Consider the following 15,075-nt stretch of genomic DNA (forward strand, 5'->3'; position numbering starts at 1 on the left):
CGCAAGGGGCTGCCGGCCCCTCCCCGGCGCTCGGCTTCGCGGGTAGGGTGTGGCCATGACGGCCACCACCAACAGCGCCCAAGAAGTCGACGTCCTCATCATTGGGGGCGGCATCGCCGGCCTCTCGCTGGCATCAGCGTTGGGCGGGCGGTGCCGGGCCGCCCTGGTGGAGGCGGAGCCCTCGCTCGCCTACCACACGTCCGCGCGTTCGGCCCAGCAGCTCATCCCGAGCTACGGTCCCGCGCCCGTGCAGGAGCTCACCCGCCGGACCCTCGCCTCGCTCGCCGATCAGGCCGACGAGACTCCTGCCGGTGGGGCCCGCAAGCTCATTTGGCCCAGCCGCTTCATGCTCGTGGGAACCCGCGCGGACGTTGAGGCCGAGTCCCACGAGGGCATGCGTGCGCTGACTCGGGAGGAGGCCCGCGGGCTCGTTCCCAGCCTGAGGGCGGACGCATTCGAGGCCGCGGCCCTGGACACCGACTCGGTCCGGGTCGACGCGGCGGCTCTGCTTTCGTTCCATGAGCACATGGCGCAGGCCGCGGGGGTCGGCCTCCACGTCGGATCGCCCGTGCACACCGCGCAGCGCGTCGGGGAGGGCTGGCTCGTGGGCGCCGGGGCGGAGGGCTTCCACGCCGCGAACGTGGTCAACGCGGCCGGCGCGTGGGCGGACGACGTCGCGATCCTGTTCGGGGTCGAACGCCTGGGCCTCCAGCCGTACCGGCGGACCGCGGCCCTCGTCTCGCTCGCCGAGCCCCTGGACCCGGACACCCCGATGGTCGCGGCCGCGGACGACACGTGGTACTTCCGCCCCGATCAGGCCGGGGCGCTCGTCTCTCCGTCCGAGTCCGAGCCGTCCCGCGCCGAGGACGCAGTCCCGCGACCGGGGGACATCGAGGCTGCCCTGGACCTCATCCGCACTGTGGCCGATCTCGACGTGACGGGAATCGTCCGGGCGTGGACGGGCCTGCGGACCTCGCCCAAGGACGGCCTGCCGGTCATGGGATTCGATCCGGAGGCGCCCGGCTTCTTCTGGCTCGCCGGACAGGGCGGCTATGGGTTCCAGACCTCGTCCGCGCTCGCCGAGGACGCCGCCGCGCAGCTCCTCGCCGGTCCCGAGGCGCTCCGCACCGGGTCAAGTCCGGTATCCGAGACACAGCGGGCGCTCGATCCCCACCGGCTGTCGGTGCGGAGCTAGAGCATGGGTATATGACCCTCCTCATCGACAACATCGGCGAGCTCTCCACACAGCACCTCACCGGCGAGGCGAGTCCGGAATCCGGCGAGACGGCCGGCGTGCTGCGGGACGCCGCCGTCGTGCTCGACGGCGAGCGGATCGCGTGGGTGGGCGCGGCCCGATCCGCGCCCGACGCCGACGAGCGGTACGACGCTGAGGGACGCGCCGTGCTGCCGGGCTGGGTCGACTCGCACTCGCACCTTGTGTTCGCGGGGGACCGCACCGCCGAGTTCGAGGCGCGCATGGCAGGGCAGGCCTACGCCGCGGGTGGGATCGGGGTCACCACTGGCGCCACGCGTTCGGCGTCCGACGGCGAGCTGCGGCGCCTGCTCTCGGCCCGCCTCGCCGAGGCGCTCGCCGGGGGCACGACCTACCTCGAGACGAAGACGGGCTACGGGCTCGACGTGCCCAACGAGGCCCGCAGCGCAGTCCTGGCCGGCGAGTTCGTCGACGAGGTCACCTACCTCGGCGCGCACCTCGTTCCGGCCGGTGCGGACGCCGAGGAGTACACGTCCCTCGTGTGCGGCGAGATGCTCGCTGCTGTGCGCCCGCACGTGCGCTGGGCGGACGTCTTCTGCGAGACCGGCGCGTTCACCGAGGAGCAGTCCCGGAGGGTCCTCGAGGCCTGCCGCGACGCGGGCCTCGGGCTGCGGGTGCACGGCAACCAGCTTGGACCCGGCGCCGGGGTGCGCCTGGCGGTCGAGCTCGGGGCCGCGAGCGTGGACCACGTGAACTTCCTCGACGAGGCCGACGTCGAGGCGCTCGCAGGCTCGTGGGCCGGCTGGTCCGGTCCGGGGGGCGGTCAGTCCACGGCGACGGCGGGCACGGTGGCGACCGTGCTTCCCGCGTGCGACCTCTCGACCCGCGCGCCCCTCGCCCCCGCGCGTCGGCTGCTGGATGCGGGCGTGCAGATCGCGATCGCGTCCAACTGCAACCCCGGCACGAGCTACACGAGTTCGGTGAGCTTCTGCGTGACGACCGCCGTCCTGCAGATGGGCCTGACCGTCCAGGAGGCCGTGCGCGCCGCGACGTTCGGCGGGGCGCTCGCCCTGCGTCGGCACGTCGGCACGGACGCGGACGGCCAGCGGGCTGTGGGGTCGATCGCGGTCGGGCATCGAGCGGACCTGCACGTGCTCGACGCTCCGAGCGCCACCCACCTCGCGTACCGGCCGGGCATGCCGCTCACCCACGCCGTATGGCGGGCGGGGGAGCGGGTCCGGTAGCCCGACACGGGGACCTTATCCTCTGGGCCGCCGCTTCCGGCGGGCCGACGATGTAGATGGTCTGGGGGCGCAGCGTCGGCGGCGAAGGAGGCCAGGATGTCGGCAGGGCACTCTGGGCGCATCGGACCCATCACGACCGCAAGGATCGCCGGGGGCCTATACCTCTCATTCATGGCGGCGTCCGTGCTCGCCGACCTCTTCGCGCACATCGGCCTGGGCACCGCGCGGCAGGTGTACGACGCCATCGGCACGGATCCGGCCTCCTTCCGGCTCGGGCTGGTGTTCGGCTTCCTCTCGGCGTTTCTGTTCCTGATGGCCGCGTGGGGACTCTATGTCCTCCTTCGCCCGGTGAACCGGGACGTGGCGCTGCTGTTCCTGGCGCTCAACGCCGTGGGGGTTGCGGTCCAATGCGCGAGCATGCTCCCGCTCGTCTCGGCGATGCTCATGGGCGGACCCGCCGGCGGGCTGCCCTCCTTCGAGGGCACCCAGGCCGAATCGCTCGTCCTCCTGTCGGTGAGCGTCTACAAGCTCGGCTTCGTCGCCGCGCAGCTGTTCTTCGGGACGTGGCTCTTCCCTCTCGGATATCTGGTGTTCAGGTCAGGTCTGCTGCCGCGGGTGCTCGGGATCCTGCTCATCCTGGACGGGATCGCCGAGGTGGTCTGGTTCCTGCAGGCGTTCCTGCTGACCGACTACCCGGCGATCAGGGTTCCGGGAACGTATGTGAGCCTCGTCGCCGAGGTGGGCCTCGCCCTGTGGCTCCTCGTCAGGGGGATCAGGGTGCCACGCATCGCGCCGGCCGCCGTCGTTCCGCCCACTTCGGATGCCGCCGGTACTTCTGAGGGGCCGTCGGCGTGAAGGGCGGCGTGGAGGCAGGTGCGGGCGGGGCGGGCAGGCCCGTGGGGCTCCTCGGCCGTGCTTCGATCCTGGCACTCGTGGGCGGGCTGGCGTTCTGGCTGGCGAACCTCGCCATTTCGCTGACCCCCGTGGCGGCGGAGTACCGGGCTGCGCTCGGCATCGCCTATGTGCCGATGCTGATCGAAGCCCTGCTGGGCGGCCTGATCGTCGGATTCATTGTGGGCTATTCGATGCTGCGCCTCTTCGGCAGGATCCCGACGGGGGGCCCGCTCACCAAGTCCCTCGTGCTGACCACGGTAGTCCTGGTGGTTGCCACCCTCGCGCTCGAGGCACCGACGAAGTTCCTGACAGCCCTGAGCGAACCGTGGCGGTACTTCATCATCGGCACCGTCTTCAATGTCATCCGGTTCGTTGCGCTCGCGGTCGCGGTCGGCTCCTTGTACGGCAGGGTCGATCCCCGGCGCACGCGCACTGCGCGTCCGCGGTAGCCTGCGGTGGGACGTCAGAGGCGCTCGCGCACTTGGGAGAGGACGGTGTCCGTCGTGGTCCGCTCGGTCCACTGCGTGAACGCCGTGTCCAGCGCGTAGCGTCCGTCAGGCTGCCGCACGAGCGTGTGCACGCCCGCGTTGTCGGGGTTGTTGAGCGACTCGAAGTACTCGACCGTCCAGTGGAACCAGCGCATGCACAGCAGGCGCATTGTCAGGCCGTGGGTCACGAGCAGGGTGTTGGGGGCATAGGCCGGCTTGCTCCAGTGCCGGTGGAGGGTCTCCATGAAGGCGGAGACGCGATCGTAGACGTCGCTGCCGGACTCGCCCTCGCGGAACCGGTAGAAGAAATGGCCGTACGAGTTGCGGAGCCGGCGCTGCTCGCCGATCTCCGCCGGGTCCTGGAAGTTCGCCCAGTCCTGCTCCCGCAGGCGCGGCTCCTCGATGATCCGCTCGGTGAGATCCGCGATGCCGAGCGCGTCGAGCGTCTGGTAGGCGCGCAGGTACGGCGACACGTACACGCACACCTGCTCGCCCGCCAGCTTCTCGCGGATCTCCCGACCGGACGCGCGCGCCTGCGCCCGGCCGAGCTCCGTCAGCGGAATCCGATAGTCCGGCAGGCGCTCGTAGATGGTCGTGTCCTGATTGGCGGCCGACTGGCCATGCCGGACCATGATGATCTGCCGCGGCGCGCTCATAGCACCCCAGCGTAGGGCAGGCGTGCCGCCTTGGTGGCGGGGCACGGCATGATGGGATGCATGCCCCAAGCACGCGCCGTCGTCCGATCCGCCTCCCGCGTCCGGTGGCGCGCCCAGCTGCTGATCGTACTGGGGCTCTCACTGGGGCAGTCGGCGGTCTACTCCGTGGTGCAGCTACTCGACAAGGCCACCCAGGCGCCGCTCTCGCAGGGCACGAGCACGCTCAACCGGTCGCTCAGCTCCAGAGAGTACTTCGACCTCACGTACCAGCTGCTGGACATCTTCTTCGCGCTCGTCCCGGTCGCGCTCGCGCTGTACTTCGTGTGGGACGCGGTGGCCCGACGGCGCGTGGGGCCGGTGCCGTGGACGGTGCCGTTCCTGCGGCTGGGGTTCGACTTCACGCGGCCCGGGCGGGACTGGCTCTGGGGCGTGGGGCTGTTCCTCGCGATCGGCATCCCCTCGCTCGGGCTGTACTGGGCCGGGAGGGTGCTCGGGATCACGACCGCGATCATTCCCAGCGGCCTCGACCAGTACTGGTGGACCGTGCCCGTGCTCATCGTGTCCGCCATCCGGCACGCGATCCTCGAGGAGGTCATCGTGGTCGCGTTCATGCTCGGCTGGCTGCGGAGGCTCGGCTGGGCGGCGCCCGCGGCGGTTGCGGCGAGCGCCCTCCTGCGGGGCAGCTACCACCTGTACCAGGGGATCGGGCCGTTCGTGGGCAACGCCGTCATGGGCCTCGTCTTCTGCTGGGTCTACCGCAGGTACGGGCGGGTCATGCCGCTCGTGATCGCCCACGCGCTGCTTGACATCACGGCGTTTGTGGGATTCAGCCTCGTGGGCAAGGCCATCGGCCTCGGGTGACTCCTCGACGATTCCTGTCGCCGAGGAGTCACCTACGCACCACCGAGGAGTCACCTACGCATGGTCGAGGAGTCAGATCGTGACGGCGCCGTTGGCCGTCTGGAACGTCACGCTCATGATGCCCGGGGTCCCCTTCGGCGAGACCCACTCGACCTCCACGTCCTCGAGCGGCTTCTCGACGGGCTCGCCGAGCCACTCCGTGACGCGCGCCGCGGAGCCGGCGATGGTCAGCCTGCTGAGCCGCACGGTGGCAGGGTACGCGTTGGACGGGTGGAGCTGGGGGTCGCCCTCCCACTTGAGCACGTACGGCACCTGGGGGTCGGCGATGAGCCCCAGGATGCCGATCTGCTTCCACACGAGCTCGCGACCGTCGGGGAACTTGCGGTTGCCGGGAACCGCGTGGCGGCCCAGGCGCTCCTCGATCGGGGCGAGGTCGTCGACCTCGACGCACCAGCCCATCCAGCCGCCGCCCGCGGCACTGCGGGCACGCACGGCCTGACCGAACGGCGCCTTGTCCGACGCCGGGTGGTCGAGGACCTCGACCACCTCGAGGTAGTGGTGGTCTGTGAGGGGAATGATCATGTTGCGGGTGCCGAACCGCGGGTGGACCCCTCCCTTGACCGCCTCGACACCGAGCGCGTTGGCGATCCGCTCGGTCGTGGCCAGCAGGCCATCCTCTTCGCAGGCATAAGAAACATGGTCCATACGCATGGAAGTCATGGTGCCACTTTGTGATGGGCGCCTCAGCTTAGGTGCGCCTTACCGAGGTGGGACGTCCGAGATGAAGGGGCGGGGTCCTACCGTTCCGGGGCGAGCGGGAGCGTGACCTCCATGGTCGTCCCGCCGGTTCCGGTCTCGGCGATCCGCACTGATCCGCCGTTGCGGACGGCGATGTCCCGTACGAGCGCGAGGCCCAGCCCGAAGCTTCGCCGGCCGCCGGGCGACTCCCCGCCGGCGCCGGCGTACCGCTCGAACACCCGTTCCGGTGCCGGCCCCGCGATCCCGGGGCCGGTGTCCGCGACGGTGAGCACCGCCGTCGTGCCTCGTCCCTCGCTGCCGCCGGCGACGCCGACTCGTACGGTGACGTGCCCGCCCTCGGGGGTGTACTTGAGCGCATTGTCGGCGAGGGCCACGATGACACGGCGCAGGGGGGCGGGCGCGACGGCGACCCGCACCGCCGCCGCCGGGGCCTCGGCGGCGAGGGCAAGGCCCTTCTCGCCGGCGACGACGCCGAGGTCGCCCACGACGTCGCGCGCGAGGGCCGCGAGGTCCGTGGGCACTGCGGGCACGTCCGGGCCGCCGGAGATGCCGTGGAGGAGGTCCTCGATGACCGCCGCCAGCTTCGCGGAGTCCTGTCGCAGCTCCGCGAGGACGCCGGCCGCCTCGCTGTCCGGGCCCAGGCGTCGCTGCGCGAGCTGGATCCGGGTGTCGATGACGGTCAGCGGTGTGCGCAGCTCGTGGCTTGCGTCGGCGACGAAGGTGCGCTGCAGTGCCAGGGACTCGCCGAGCGGCCGCACCGCCTGCCGCGCCACGAGCACGCCGACCACGCCGGCCAGGACGATCCCGAGGACGCCCCCCAGGATCAGGGCGCCGAACACGTCCACCGAGTCGAGCACGATCTGCGGCTCAGTCCGCCCGAGGTGGGCGATGACCTCCGCCGGCTGGGACTTTGCCCACACGAACAGGCCCGCCGCCGCGAGGAGGAGCACGACGACGACCGCCACCGCCCCGGCGATCTGCACCCCCACGCGCAGCGCCGCACGCCGCAGCGCGAGCTCGTCGGAGTTGAGCGGGCGCCGGCTCACTCGAGGTTCCCGAGCTGGTAGCCGACTCCGTGGACAGTCCTGATCACGGTCTTCTCGGTCTTCTTCCTGAGGTAGTGGACGTACGTGTCGACGACGCCGGGCGTGTCGCCAGCGTCGAACACGGACTCGAGGAGCTCTGCACGGGAGTGGACGCGGGTCGGGTCCGCCGCGAGCCGGGCCAGGAGGGCCGACTCCGCGGCGGAGAGTTCGACCCGGTGGCCGTAGGGCGAGCTGAGGATCCGGGCGGCGGGGTCGAGGTCCCACGAGCCGACCGGCAGGAGTCGCGGCACGGCAGGCTTCTCCCCGCCGGGGCCGGCGAAGGTCCGCGTGAGGGCGCGGAGCCGGGCGGCGAGCTCGTCCGAGTCGAAGGGCTTGACGAGATAGTCGTTGGCACCGGCGTCGAGGCCCTCGACCTTGTCCGGGACGCTGCCGAGCGCCGTGAGAAGCAGGATCGGGGTCGCGAGGCCCTTGGCCCGGATAGACCTCACGAGCGAGACGCCGTCCAGGCCTGGGAGCCCGCGGTCCACGACAAGCGCGTCCCACTCCTCGGCGAGCGCGAGCTCAAGCCCGGCCCGGCCGTCCGCGGCGAGCGAGACGTCGAAGTCGTCGCCGAGCAGCTCGGCCACAAGGGGGCCGAGCTGCCTGTCGTCCTCGATGAGGAGCACGCGCGGCCTCGTCTCGGGGGGAAGTGCGGGGTGGGACACGGTGGGGTCCATGGGTGACATTGTGCCAAGGGCCGCTGGGCACGGGCCTTCAGCGGCGGACCCCGTCTGAGGGCACGTGCTGACCCCCAGGAGGTGGCTCCCGGAAGGTGACCCCCAGGAGGTGGCTCCCGGAAGGTGACCCCCAGGAGGTGGCTCCCGGAAGGTGACCCCCAGACGTCAGCGGTTGCGGTACTCGCTGTCCTCGTCGACGCGCACCGGCACCGGCTCGGCCTTGGCGCCCCTGAGGCGCCGGCGCACGATCTCTATGCCGATCGGGATGACGGATGCGGCCACGATGAGCACGGACAGGACGTCGATGTTCTTCGCGATGAACTCGACGTGCCCGAGCCAGACGCCGAGCAGCGTGATCGACACGGCCCACGCGACGCCGCCGAGCACGTTCCAGCCGAGGAACTTCCGGTACGGGTAGTGCGCCATCCCGGCCACGAGCGGCGTGTAGGTGCGCACGATCGGCACGAACCGGGCCAGGACGAGCGCCCGCCCGCCGTACCGGCCGAAGAACTCCTCGGCGCTCGCCAGATGGCTCAGCTTGAGCACTCTGGCGTCCTCGCGGAACCAGCGTTTGCCGACGACCTTGCCGAGGAGGTACCCGGCCTGGTCGCCCGCGACGGCGGCGACCGCCACCACGAGGATGAGCACCGGCAGGCTCAGCCCGAGCTGGGCGTGCAGGAGGCCCACGGTGAACAGCAGCGAGTCGCCGGGCAGGAACGGGAAGAGCAGCCCGGACTCGATGAAGACGATCAGGGCCACGACGCCGAGGACCCAGGGTCCAGCGCCGGTCAGGAGGGCAGTGGGATCGAGCATGGAGGTATCAGCGGCTTTCGAGGCGTGTGATGAACGGGATCTTGGCGAGGACCGGCGGCACGAGCCGGTTCCAGAGCCCGCAGAACAGGAGGATTCCGGCGATGGAGGCGGGGAAGGACGCGACCACGTCCATGGGGTAGTGGACGCCCACGTACACGCGGGTGTAGGCGACGAACGCCGAGAAGGCGAGCCCGCCCACGAGGACCCACATGGCCCACCGCTTGTGCCGGAACAGGAAGTACAGGGCGACGGTCAGGGACACCGCGAAGCACACGTGGCCGCTCGGGAAGCTGTTCGGGTCCATGTCCGGCGAGAGCGGGTTGGCCAGCAGGCTCGCGTCGGGGCGCTGGCGGTGCACCGCGTACTTGAACAGCAGGCTGTAGACCCACCCGAACCCGGTGATGCCGACGACGGCGATCGCGTCCACGGGCGTCCGGCGCACCGCCCAGAGCACCACGAGCAGCAGCACGAGGATCACGATCGCGCCCCGCGGCCCGAGGATCTGCTCGAGGGCGAGCGAGACCGTGTTGAGCCAGCCGACGTGCTGGGTGCTGAGCCACTGGTCGATCGCGAGTTCGGGACTGGTGTAGGACGTGGTCTTCGCACCGAAGCCGAGCGCGAGCACCACGACGCTCATGGCGATCGGCACCACGACCCAGTGCTTGAGCGTGGGCAGGTGCGTGAGCCGGCTGCGGGCTGGGCGGCCCGCGAGGGTGCCCGGGCCGGGCGCGGCGTAGTCCGAGGTCGTCATGACCCCATGATCACGCCGGGGGTCTAAGACTGTTCTAAGAACCGCCGCAGGCGCGGTAGCTGGCCTCCGAGCCGGGTGTCCGTTCGGCGGAACGAACGTGCCGGTTGAATCCCCGCGCCGTGGCTTGACTCACACGCGCGGCCCGCCCAAGCTGGGAAGCGGAACGAACGTTCCGGAAGCTGTGACGGTGCAGGCCGGAGGTGAGCACGGGTGGATCGGCTGAGCCGGGCGGTCGCGGACGAGGTGAGGGCCCGGCGTCGTGCGCTCGGGCTGACCCAGCAGGACCTCGCCGAGCTCGCCGGCGTGAGCGAGCGGTTCATCCGGTTCGTCGAGCAGGCCAAGCCGAGCGTCCAGCTCGACACGCTCGAGGCGGTCCTGGGCGCCCTCGGCCTCGAGCTCCGTGTGGTCCCGCGCGGTGCGCAGCAGGCGGCCCCGCGGTGACCCGACACCGGATCGCCGACGTCTACAAGGCGGGCGTCCTCGCCGCGCGCCTCGAGCGGACCGAGGGCGGGACCCGGTTCTCCTACCTGCCCGCATACCTCGCCGAGCGTGGCGAGCCCGTGGCGAGCACTCTGCCGCTCACGCCCCGGCCGGTCGTGACCGGCGCGGGCGCCGTCCCGCCGTTCTTCACCGGCCTCCTGCCCGAGGGACGCCGCCTTGCCTCGCTGCGCCGCGCCGTCAAGACGAGCGCCGACGATGAGCTGGGCCTCCTCATGGCCGCCGGCTCCGACCCGGTCGGCGACGTCCAGATCGTCCCCCACGGCGAACCGCTCCCGGGAAGCACTCCCGACAGTGCTGCCGGACGCGACGGAAGCCCCGCAGCCCGTGGCGACCAGCACGCCGTCGTCCTCGACGCCCGCCGCACCCCCGACTTCGCCGCGCTCCTCGACGACCCCAGCCTCGTGGACCCCAAGGCGCTCGCGGGCGTGCAGGACAAGGTGAGCGCGGGGATGATCTCGGTGCCCGCCGCGCAGTCGGGGCGGCGGTACATCCTCAAGCTCAACGCGCCCGAGTTTCCGCACGTGGTCGAGAACGAGCACCTCATGTACCGCTACGCGGCCAAGCTGCGCATCCCGGTGAGCCCGGTCAAGCTCGTCCGCGACGTGGCGGGGCGCGCCGGGCTGCTCGTCGAGCGGTTCGACAGGCCGCCCGCGCGGGACGGATCGGCAGAGGGAACCCGGCGCCTCGCGGTCGAGGACGGCTCTCAGCTTCTGGGGCTCTACCCGGCGGACAAGTACAACGTCAGCTACGAGGAGCTGTGCCGCGCGGTGGCCGCCCACTGTGCTGCGCCGCTGCCGGCCCTGCGCAGCCTGGCCCTCCAGGGGGCCTTCGCGTGGCTCACCGGCAACGGCGACCTGCACGCCAAGAACGTTTCCGTGGTGCAGGGGCTTGCGGTGCCGGGGGAGTGGGCCATCGCACCGGTCTACGACATCCCGTCCACGGTCCCGTACGGGGACAAGTCCCTCGCGCTGCCGATGGGCGGCAAGCGCACCGGCATCTCCCGGCGCCACTTCCTCGCGTGGGCCGAGGACCTCGGGCTGCCCGGGCGGGCTGCGGAGGGGGTGCTCGCCGCGGCGCTGCGGGCCGCGGGGCCGCTGCTTGCGGACCTCATGGCGGACGACGGCGGCCCCTCGCCGTTCGCTTCCACCGTCACCCGGGCGTGGGTCAAGGAGTTGCGCCACCGGCGACGCCTCCTCGACGGGTAAGGGCGGGCGGGTCACAAAGGGCGGGCGGGTCACAGTCGGTCACACTCTTGGCCCCAGAGTCGCGGCCACCCGTAAACTCGCTGCAAAGGTCATGAGTGCCAGCGCCAAACCCCGGTTCGCTGGCCGGCAACCCTCCGCCGCGGTGGGGTGCCCCGGGTGAAGACCTGGGCCGGCGAGAGCCGCCGGTCAAGCGCAGCGCAAAGGAGCTTGCTATGTCCAGCAACCCCCAGTGGTCCTTCGAGACCCGCCAGATCCACGTCGGCCAGACCCCGGACTCCGAGACGGGCGCACGGGCCCTGCCGATCTACCAGACCACCTCGTTCGTGTTCCCGAGCGCCGAGAGCGCCGCGGCCCGGTTCGCCCTCGCGGAGCTCGCGCCGATCTACACCCGGATCGGCAACCCCACCCAGGACGCGGTCGAGCAGCGCATTGCGAGCCTCGAGGGCGGGGTCGCGGCGCTCCTGCTCTCCTCCGGCCAGGCCGCCACGACGTACTCGATCATCAACGTTGCCGAGTCGGGCGACCACGTCGTCGCCTCGGCGGCCCTGTACGGCGGCACCTACAACCTGCTCAAGCACACGCTGAAGAAGTTCGGCATCGACGTCACGTTCGTCCAGGACCCGGACAGCCTGGCGGAATGGAAAGCTGCCGTCCGGCCCACCACGAAGGCCTTCTTCGCCGAGTCGATCTCCAACCCGCGCCAGAACGTCCTGGACATCGAGGCCGTCGCCGGGGCCGCCCACGAGGCCGGCGTGCCGCTCATCATCGACAACACAGTCGCGACTCCGTACCTCGTGAACCCGCTCGCGCACGGCGCCGACGTCGTCGTGCACTCCGCGACGAAGTACCTCGGCGGGCACGGCTCCGCGATCGCCGGCGTGATCGTCGACGGCGGAACGTTCGACTACGCCCAGGACCCGGAGCGCTTCCCCGGCTTCAACACGCCGGACGAGAGCTACAACGGCCTCGTCTTCGCCCGCGACCTGGGCGTCAACGGCGCCCTCGGCGCGAACCTCGCGTATATCCTCAAGGCCCGCGTCCAGCTCCTGCGCGACCTCGGCTCCGCGGTCTCCCCATTCAACGCGTTCCTCATCGCCCAAGGTGTCGAGACGCTCTCGCTCCGCGTCGAGCGGCACGTCGAGAACGCCCAGAAGGTCGCCTCGTGGCTCGAGGCGCGGCCCGACGTCGAGTCGGTCGCCTACGCGGGCCTGCCGTCGAGCCCGTGGTACGAGCTCGGCAAGAAGTACGCGCCGAAGGGCACCGGGGCGATCGTCTCGTTCGAGCTCGGCTCTGTGGAGGCCGGCAAGGCGTTCGTCGACGCACTCACGCTCCACTCGCACGTGGCCAACATCGGCGACGTCCGCTCGCTCGTCATCCACCCCGCCTCGACCACGCACGCCCAGCTCAGCCCCGAGCAGCAGCGCGCCGCGGGCGTCACGCCCGGGCTCGTGCGCCTCGCCGTCGGAATCGAGAACATCGACGACATCCTCGCGGACCTCGAGGCGGGCTTCGCCGCCGCCGCGGGCCAGGGCTCCTCTGCGCCGGCGGAGGCCGTCGCGGAGCCCGTCGCGTGACGATCGTGGACAGCTCGGCCGTCGAGGACCCCGCCACGCAGGAGGGCCAACCGGTGGGCGCGCGCGACAGCGCGGTGGGGCAGGGAAGCGTAACCAGACAGCGAAGCGCAACCCAACAGGACGGCGTCGTGCGCACCACCGGAGTGGGCGCCCTCCAGCTCGAGGCTGGCGGGGCGCTCCCCGAGGTCGAGCTCGCCTACGAGACGTGGGGGACGCTGGACGCGGATGCCTCCAACGCCGTGCTCATCCAGCACGCCCTCACCGGCGACACCCATGTTGCCCGCGGCGCCGGGGACGAGCCTGGCTGGTGGGACGCGCTCGTGGGTCCCGGCAAGCCCGTGGATACAGACAAGTACTTTGTGGTCGCCGCGAACATGCTCGGCGGCTGCTATGGCTCGACCGGTCCCAGCAGCCTCGACCCCGGGGGCGCCCCGTGGGGCTCCCGCTTCCCCTTCGTCACGATCCGCGACTCCGTCCGTGCCGAGGCGCGGCTGGCCGACCGCCTCGGCATCCGGCGCTGGCACGCAGTGCTCGGCGGGTCGATGGGCGGTGCGCGGGCCCTCGAATGGGCCGCGACCTATCCCGACCGGGTGCGGCACTGTGTCGTGGTGGCCATCGGCGGCTACTCGACGGCCGAGCAGATCGCGCTCGCCCAAGCGCAGGTGCTGGCCATCCGACAGGACCCCCACTACAACGGCGGCGACTACTACGGCGGGCCGATGCCCACCGCAGGCCTGGGGCTCGCGCGGCGGATCGCCCACATCACCTACCGTTCTGAACCGGAGTTCAACTTCCGGTTCGGCCGGCGGGGGCAGGGCGCCGAGAACCCGATCGAGGCGCCGCACGATGCCGCCGAGCGGGGCCGCTACCAGGTGGAGAGCTACCTCGACCACCAGGCCGAGAAGCTCGTGAACAGGTTCGACGCGAACAGCTACATCACGATCACCGAGGCGCTCATGAGCCACGACGTTGGCCGCGGGCGCGGCGGGATGCAGCGCGCGCTGGCCGTCACCAAGGCCGAGTTCTTCCTCGCCTCGGTCAATTCGGACCGCCTCTACTTCCCGGAGCAGAGCGACGAGCTCGCGCGCGCCCTGCCCGGTGAGGTGCCCGTGCACTCGATCGACGCGAAGATCGGCCACGACGGGTTCCTCACCGAGATCGGCCAGCTCGGTGGCGAGCTGCGCCGGAGGGTGTTCACGCTCTAGCCAAGCGCGCGGCAACCGGCACGCGGCAATCGGTTCAGGGCACAGGAACCCCACAGGATCCTCTCGGCGAAGCCTCACCACTTTCCTCCATGATGGAAGAGGAAATGGCATCACGGTCTGACAAGGAGGGTTCCGATGGGCGAGAGCATCCGGGAGATCGGACGACGCCGCGCGCGTCTCACCGCCGCTACTATCGGCGCCGGCGGCCTTGTCGCGGCGGGCGCCGTCGCTGCCGCGGTCTACGCGCCGGCGGCCGCCCAGAACGTCTCGGACACGAACAGCACGCAGGGAACCAGTGGTTCCGACGATTCGGGCTACGGGCCCACCTCGGGGTACCAGGGCAGCCAGCGCTACCGTGGAAACCAGTACCAGGGAAACCAGTACCAAGGCGGCCAGCAGGGTCTGGGCCCGTCGCAGGGCGGCGGCGCGATGGGCCGCTCCTCCGGATCCTGACGTGACGGGTCCCAGCGTGGCCGATTCTGGCACGGCGGCCCGGGACCTGCGCGATTCGGCGGCGAGACCACGATGAACGAGATCATGTGGGCCATCGGACGGGCAGGCGGCATCGTGTCGCTCGGGCTGTTCACCGCGGTCCTCGTCTTGGGGATCGTGAGCCGCTCGGGGCGCACCCTCATGGGCCTTCCGCGGTTCTCCGTCGCGCTCGTGCACCGCAGTACGGCCCTCACGGCGGTCGTCTTCCTCATGCTGCACGTCGGCACGCTCATGCTGGACCCGCACGCCAAGCTCGCGCTGCAGGACGCCGTGGTGCCGTTCGTGGCCGGATGGAACCCCTTCTGGGTGGGCCTGGGCACGATCGCGTTCGATCTCGTGATCGCCCTCACCGTGACCGCGCTGCTGAGGCAGCGGATCGGCCAGAGGACCTTCCGCGTGATCCACTGGGCCGCCTACGCCATGTGGCCGATCGGGTTCGCGCACGCCCTCGGTTCGGGGACCAACGCGGGCGACCTCCTCTTTCAGGCGTACGCGTGGGCATGCGCTGGAGCGGCCGTGAGCGCCGTCCTGTGGCGCCTGAGCGCCGGATTCGCCGAGACCTCGCGTGCCCGGCTGGGCAGGGTCTGAGTGCATAGCCGGCCCACAGTTGCCTCCCGCCTGACGCACAACCCGTCCCTCCATGCTGGAAGCACAGAC

17 protein-coding genes and 1 riboswitch are annotated in these 15,075 nt (G+C 71.3%); of the genes, 11 read left to right on the forward strand and 6 right to left on the reverse strand.

Annotated elements, in window-relative coordinates:
- Nucleotides 1-55 precede the first annotated feature (55 nt).
- The 4 genes from SCMU_RS07365 (at nt 56) to SCMU_RS07380 (ending at nt 3,800) form a co-directional block, all read left to right on the forward strand.
- Nucleotides 56-1,195 carry an NAD(P)/FAD-dependent oxidoreductase gene (locus SCMU_RS07365; RefSeq protein ID WP_229232367.1) on the forward strand — a complete coding sequence of 380 codons (1,140 nt, stop codon included), beginning with the start codon at nt 56-58 and terminating at the stop codon, nt 1,193-1,195.
- A gap of 11 nt (nt 1,196-1,206) precedes the next feature.
- The gene (locus tag SCMU_RS07370) at nt 1,207-2,457 is read left to right on the forward strand and encodes an amidohydrolase family protein (protein WP_229232368.1); all 1,251 of its coding nucleotides are present in this window, start codon (nt 1,207-1,209) and stop codon (nt 2,455-2,457) included.
- Nucleotides 2,458-2,553: 96 nt separating this feature from the next.
- Complete coding sequence (locus SCMU_RS07375; protein WP_229232369.1) at nt 2,554-3,312, forward strand: DUF4386 domain-containing protein; 759 nt, start codon at nt 2,554-2,556, stop codon at nt 3,310-3,312.
- Between the two features lie 8 nt (nt 3,313-3,320).
- Nucleotides 3,321-3,800, forward strand: coding sequence for a hypothetical protein (locus SCMU_RS07380; protein WP_229232370.1), 480 nt, complete (start codon nt 3,321-3,323; stop codon nt 3,798-3,800).
- A 14-nt stretch (nt 3,801-3,814) separates the two neighbouring features.
- Here SCMU_RS07380 and SCMU_RS07385 read toward each other — a convergent pair whose 3' ends face one another.
- Nucleotides 3,815-4,495, reverse strand: a complete 681-nt coding sequence (locus SCMU_RS07385; RefSeq protein ID WP_229232371.1) for a histidine phosphatase family protein — start codon at nt 4,493-4,495, stop codon at nt 3,815-3,817.
- A gap of 60 nt (nt 4,496-4,555) precedes the next feature.
- On the opposite strand from SCMU_RS07385, the gene SCMU_RS07390 reads away from it, so the two are divergent.
- On the forward strand, nt 4,556-5,356 hold the full coding sequence (locus tag SCMU_RS07390) for a CPBP family intramembrane glutamic endopeptidase (RefSeq protein ID WP_229232372.1): 801 nt from the start codon (nt 4,556-4,558) through the stop codon (nt 5,354-5,356).
- 72 nt (nt 5,357-5,428) lie between these two features.
- Here SCMU_RS07390 and SCMU_RS07395 read toward each other — a convergent pair whose 3' ends face one another.
- The 5 genes from SCMU_RS07395 to SCMU_RS07415 all read right to left on the reverse strand — a co-directional run bounded on the left by SCMU_RS07395 (nt 5,429) and on the right by SCMU_RS07415 (nt 9,441).
- Nucleotides 5,429-6,067: a VOC family protein gene (locus SCMU_RS07395; RefSeq protein WP_443020276.1), complete on the reverse strand. Its 639-nt coding sequence runs from the start codon at nt 6,065-6,067 to the stop codon at nt 5,429-5,431.
- 86 nt (nt 6,068-6,153) lie between these two features.
- Nucleotides 6,154-7,161, reverse strand: a complete 1,008-nt coding sequence (locus SCMU_RS07400; protein WP_229232374.1) for a sensor histidine kinase — start codon at nt 7,159-7,161, stop codon at nt 6,154-6,156.
- A complete protein-coding gene (locus SCMU_RS07405) occupies nt 7,158-7,877 on the reverse strand; it encodes a response regulator transcription factor (RefSeq protein ID WP_229232375.1) in 720 nt (239 codons plus the stop codon). The genes SCMU_RS07400 and SCMU_RS07405 overlap by 4 nt, the downstream gene beginning before the upstream one ends.
- A gap of 165 nt (nt 7,878-8,042) precedes the next feature.
- Nucleotides 8,043-8,690, reverse strand: coding sequence for a DedA family protein (locus SCMU_RS07410; RefSeq protein WP_229232376.1), 648 nt, complete (start codon nt 8,688-8,690; stop codon nt 8,043-8,045).
- Nucleotides 8,691-8,697: 7 nt separating this feature from the next.
- Complete coding sequence (locus tag SCMU_RS07415) at nt 8,698-9,441, reverse strand: phosphatase PAP2 family protein (protein ID WP_229232377.1); 744 nt, start codon at nt 9,439-9,441, stop codon at nt 8,698-8,700.
- Nucleotides 9,442-9,651: 210 nt separating this feature from the next.
- Between SCMU_RS07415 and SCMU_RS07420 the strand changes: the two genes are divergently transcribed.
- The 6 genes from SCMU_RS07420 to SCMU_RS07445 all read left to right on the forward strand — a co-directional run bounded on the left by SCMU_RS07420 (nt 9,652) and on the right by SCMU_RS07445 (nt 15,006).
- Nucleotides 9,652-9,882, forward strand: coding sequence for a helix-turn-helix transcriptional regulator (locus tag SCMU_RS07420; protein WP_229232378.1), 231 nt, complete (start codon nt 9,652-9,654; stop codon nt 9,880-9,882).
- Nucleotides 9,879-11,147, forward strand: a complete 1,269-nt coding sequence (locus tag SCMU_RS07425; RefSeq protein ID WP_229232379.1) for a type II toxin-antitoxin system HipA family toxin — start codon at nt 9,879-9,881, stop codon at nt 11,145-11,147. The genes SCMU_RS07420 and SCMU_RS07425 overlap by 4 nt, the downstream gene beginning before the upstream one ends.
- A gap of 87 nt (nt 11,148-11,234) precedes the next feature.
- Nucleotides 11,235-11,346, forward strand: a riboswitch (SAM riboswitch).
- Between the two features lie 13 nt (nt 11,347-11,359).
- Nucleotides 11,360-12,721, forward strand: coding sequence for a bifunctional o-acetylhomoserine/o-acetylserine sulfhydrylase (locus tag SCMU_RS07430; protein WP_229232380.1), 1,362 nt, complete (start codon nt 11,360-11,362; stop codon nt 12,719-12,721).
- 74 nt (nt 12,722-12,795) lie between these two features.
- A complete protein-coding gene (gene metX / locus SCMU_RS07435) occupies nt 12,796-13,926 on the forward strand; it encodes a homoserine O-acetyltransferase MetX (protein ID WP_443020277.1) in 1,131 nt (376 codons plus the stop codon).
- A gap of 135 nt (nt 13,927-14,061) precedes the next feature.
- Nucleotides 14,062-14,379, forward strand: coding sequence for a hypothetical protein (locus tag SCMU_RS07440; protein ID WP_229232382.1), 318 nt, complete (start codon nt 14,062-14,064; stop codon nt 14,377-14,379).
- Between the two features lie 72 nt (nt 14,380-14,451).
- A complete protein-coding gene (locus SCMU_RS07445; protein WP_229232383.1) occupies nt 14,452-15,006 on the forward strand; it encodes a ferric reductase-like transmembrane domain-containing protein in 555 nt (184 codons plus the stop codon).
- Nucleotides 15,007-15,075 lie beyond the last annotated feature (69 nt).

This window comes from Sinomonas cyclohexanicum (assembly GCF_020886775.1).
Lineage (GTDB): Bacteria > Actinomycetota > Actinomycetes > Actinomycetales > Micrococcaceae > Sinomonas > Sinomonas cyclohexanicum.

Coding starts and splice junctions, on each gene's coding strand:
- SCMU_RS07395 (WP_443020276.1), bottom strand. CDS start 6,067: ATGCGTATGGACCATGTTTCTTATGCCTGCGAAGAGGATGGCCTGCTG.
- SCMU_RS07390 (WP_229232372.1), top strand. CDS start 4,556: ATGCCCCAAGCACGCGCCGTCGTCCGATCCGCCTCCCGCGTCCGGTGG.
- SCMU_RS07445 (WP_229232383.1), top strand. CDS start 14,452: ATGAACGAGATCATGTGGGCCATCGGACGGGCAGGCGGCATCGTGTCG.
- SCMU_RS07415 (WP_229232377.1), bottom strand. CDS start 9,441: ATGACGACCTCGGACTACGCCGCGCCCGGCCCGGGCACCCTCGCGGGC.
- SCMU_RS07385 (WP_229232371.1), bottom strand. CDS start 4,495: ATGAGCGCGCCGCGGCAGATCATCATGGTCCGGCATGGCCAGTCGGCC.
- SCMU_RS07365 (WP_229232367.1), top strand. CDS start 56: ATGACGGCCACCACCAACAGCGCCCAAGAAGTCGACGTCCTCATCATT.
- SCMU_RS07430 (WP_229232380.1), top strand. CDS start 11,360: ATGTCCAGCAACCCCCAGTGGTCCTTCGAGACCCGCCAGATCCACGTC.
- SCMU_RS07440 (WP_229232382.1), top strand. CDS start 14,062: ATGGGCGAGAGCATCCGGGAGATCGGACGACGCCGCGCGCGTCTCACC.
- SCMU_RS07370 (WP_229232368.1), top strand. CDS start 1,207: ATGACCCTCCTCATCGACAACATCGGCGAGCTCTCCACACAGCACCTC.
- SCMU_RS07410 (WP_229232376.1), bottom strand. CDS start 8,690: ATGCTCGATCCCACTGCCCTCCTGACCGGCGCTGGACCCTGGGTCCTC.
- SCMU_RS07375 (WP_229232369.1), top strand. CDS start 2,554: ATGTCGGCAGGGCACTCTGGGCGCATCGGACCCATCACGACCGCAAGG.
- SCMU_RS07405 (WP_229232375.1), bottom strand. CDS start 7,877: ATGGACCCCACCGTGTCCCACCCCGCACTTCCCCCCGAGACGAGGCCG.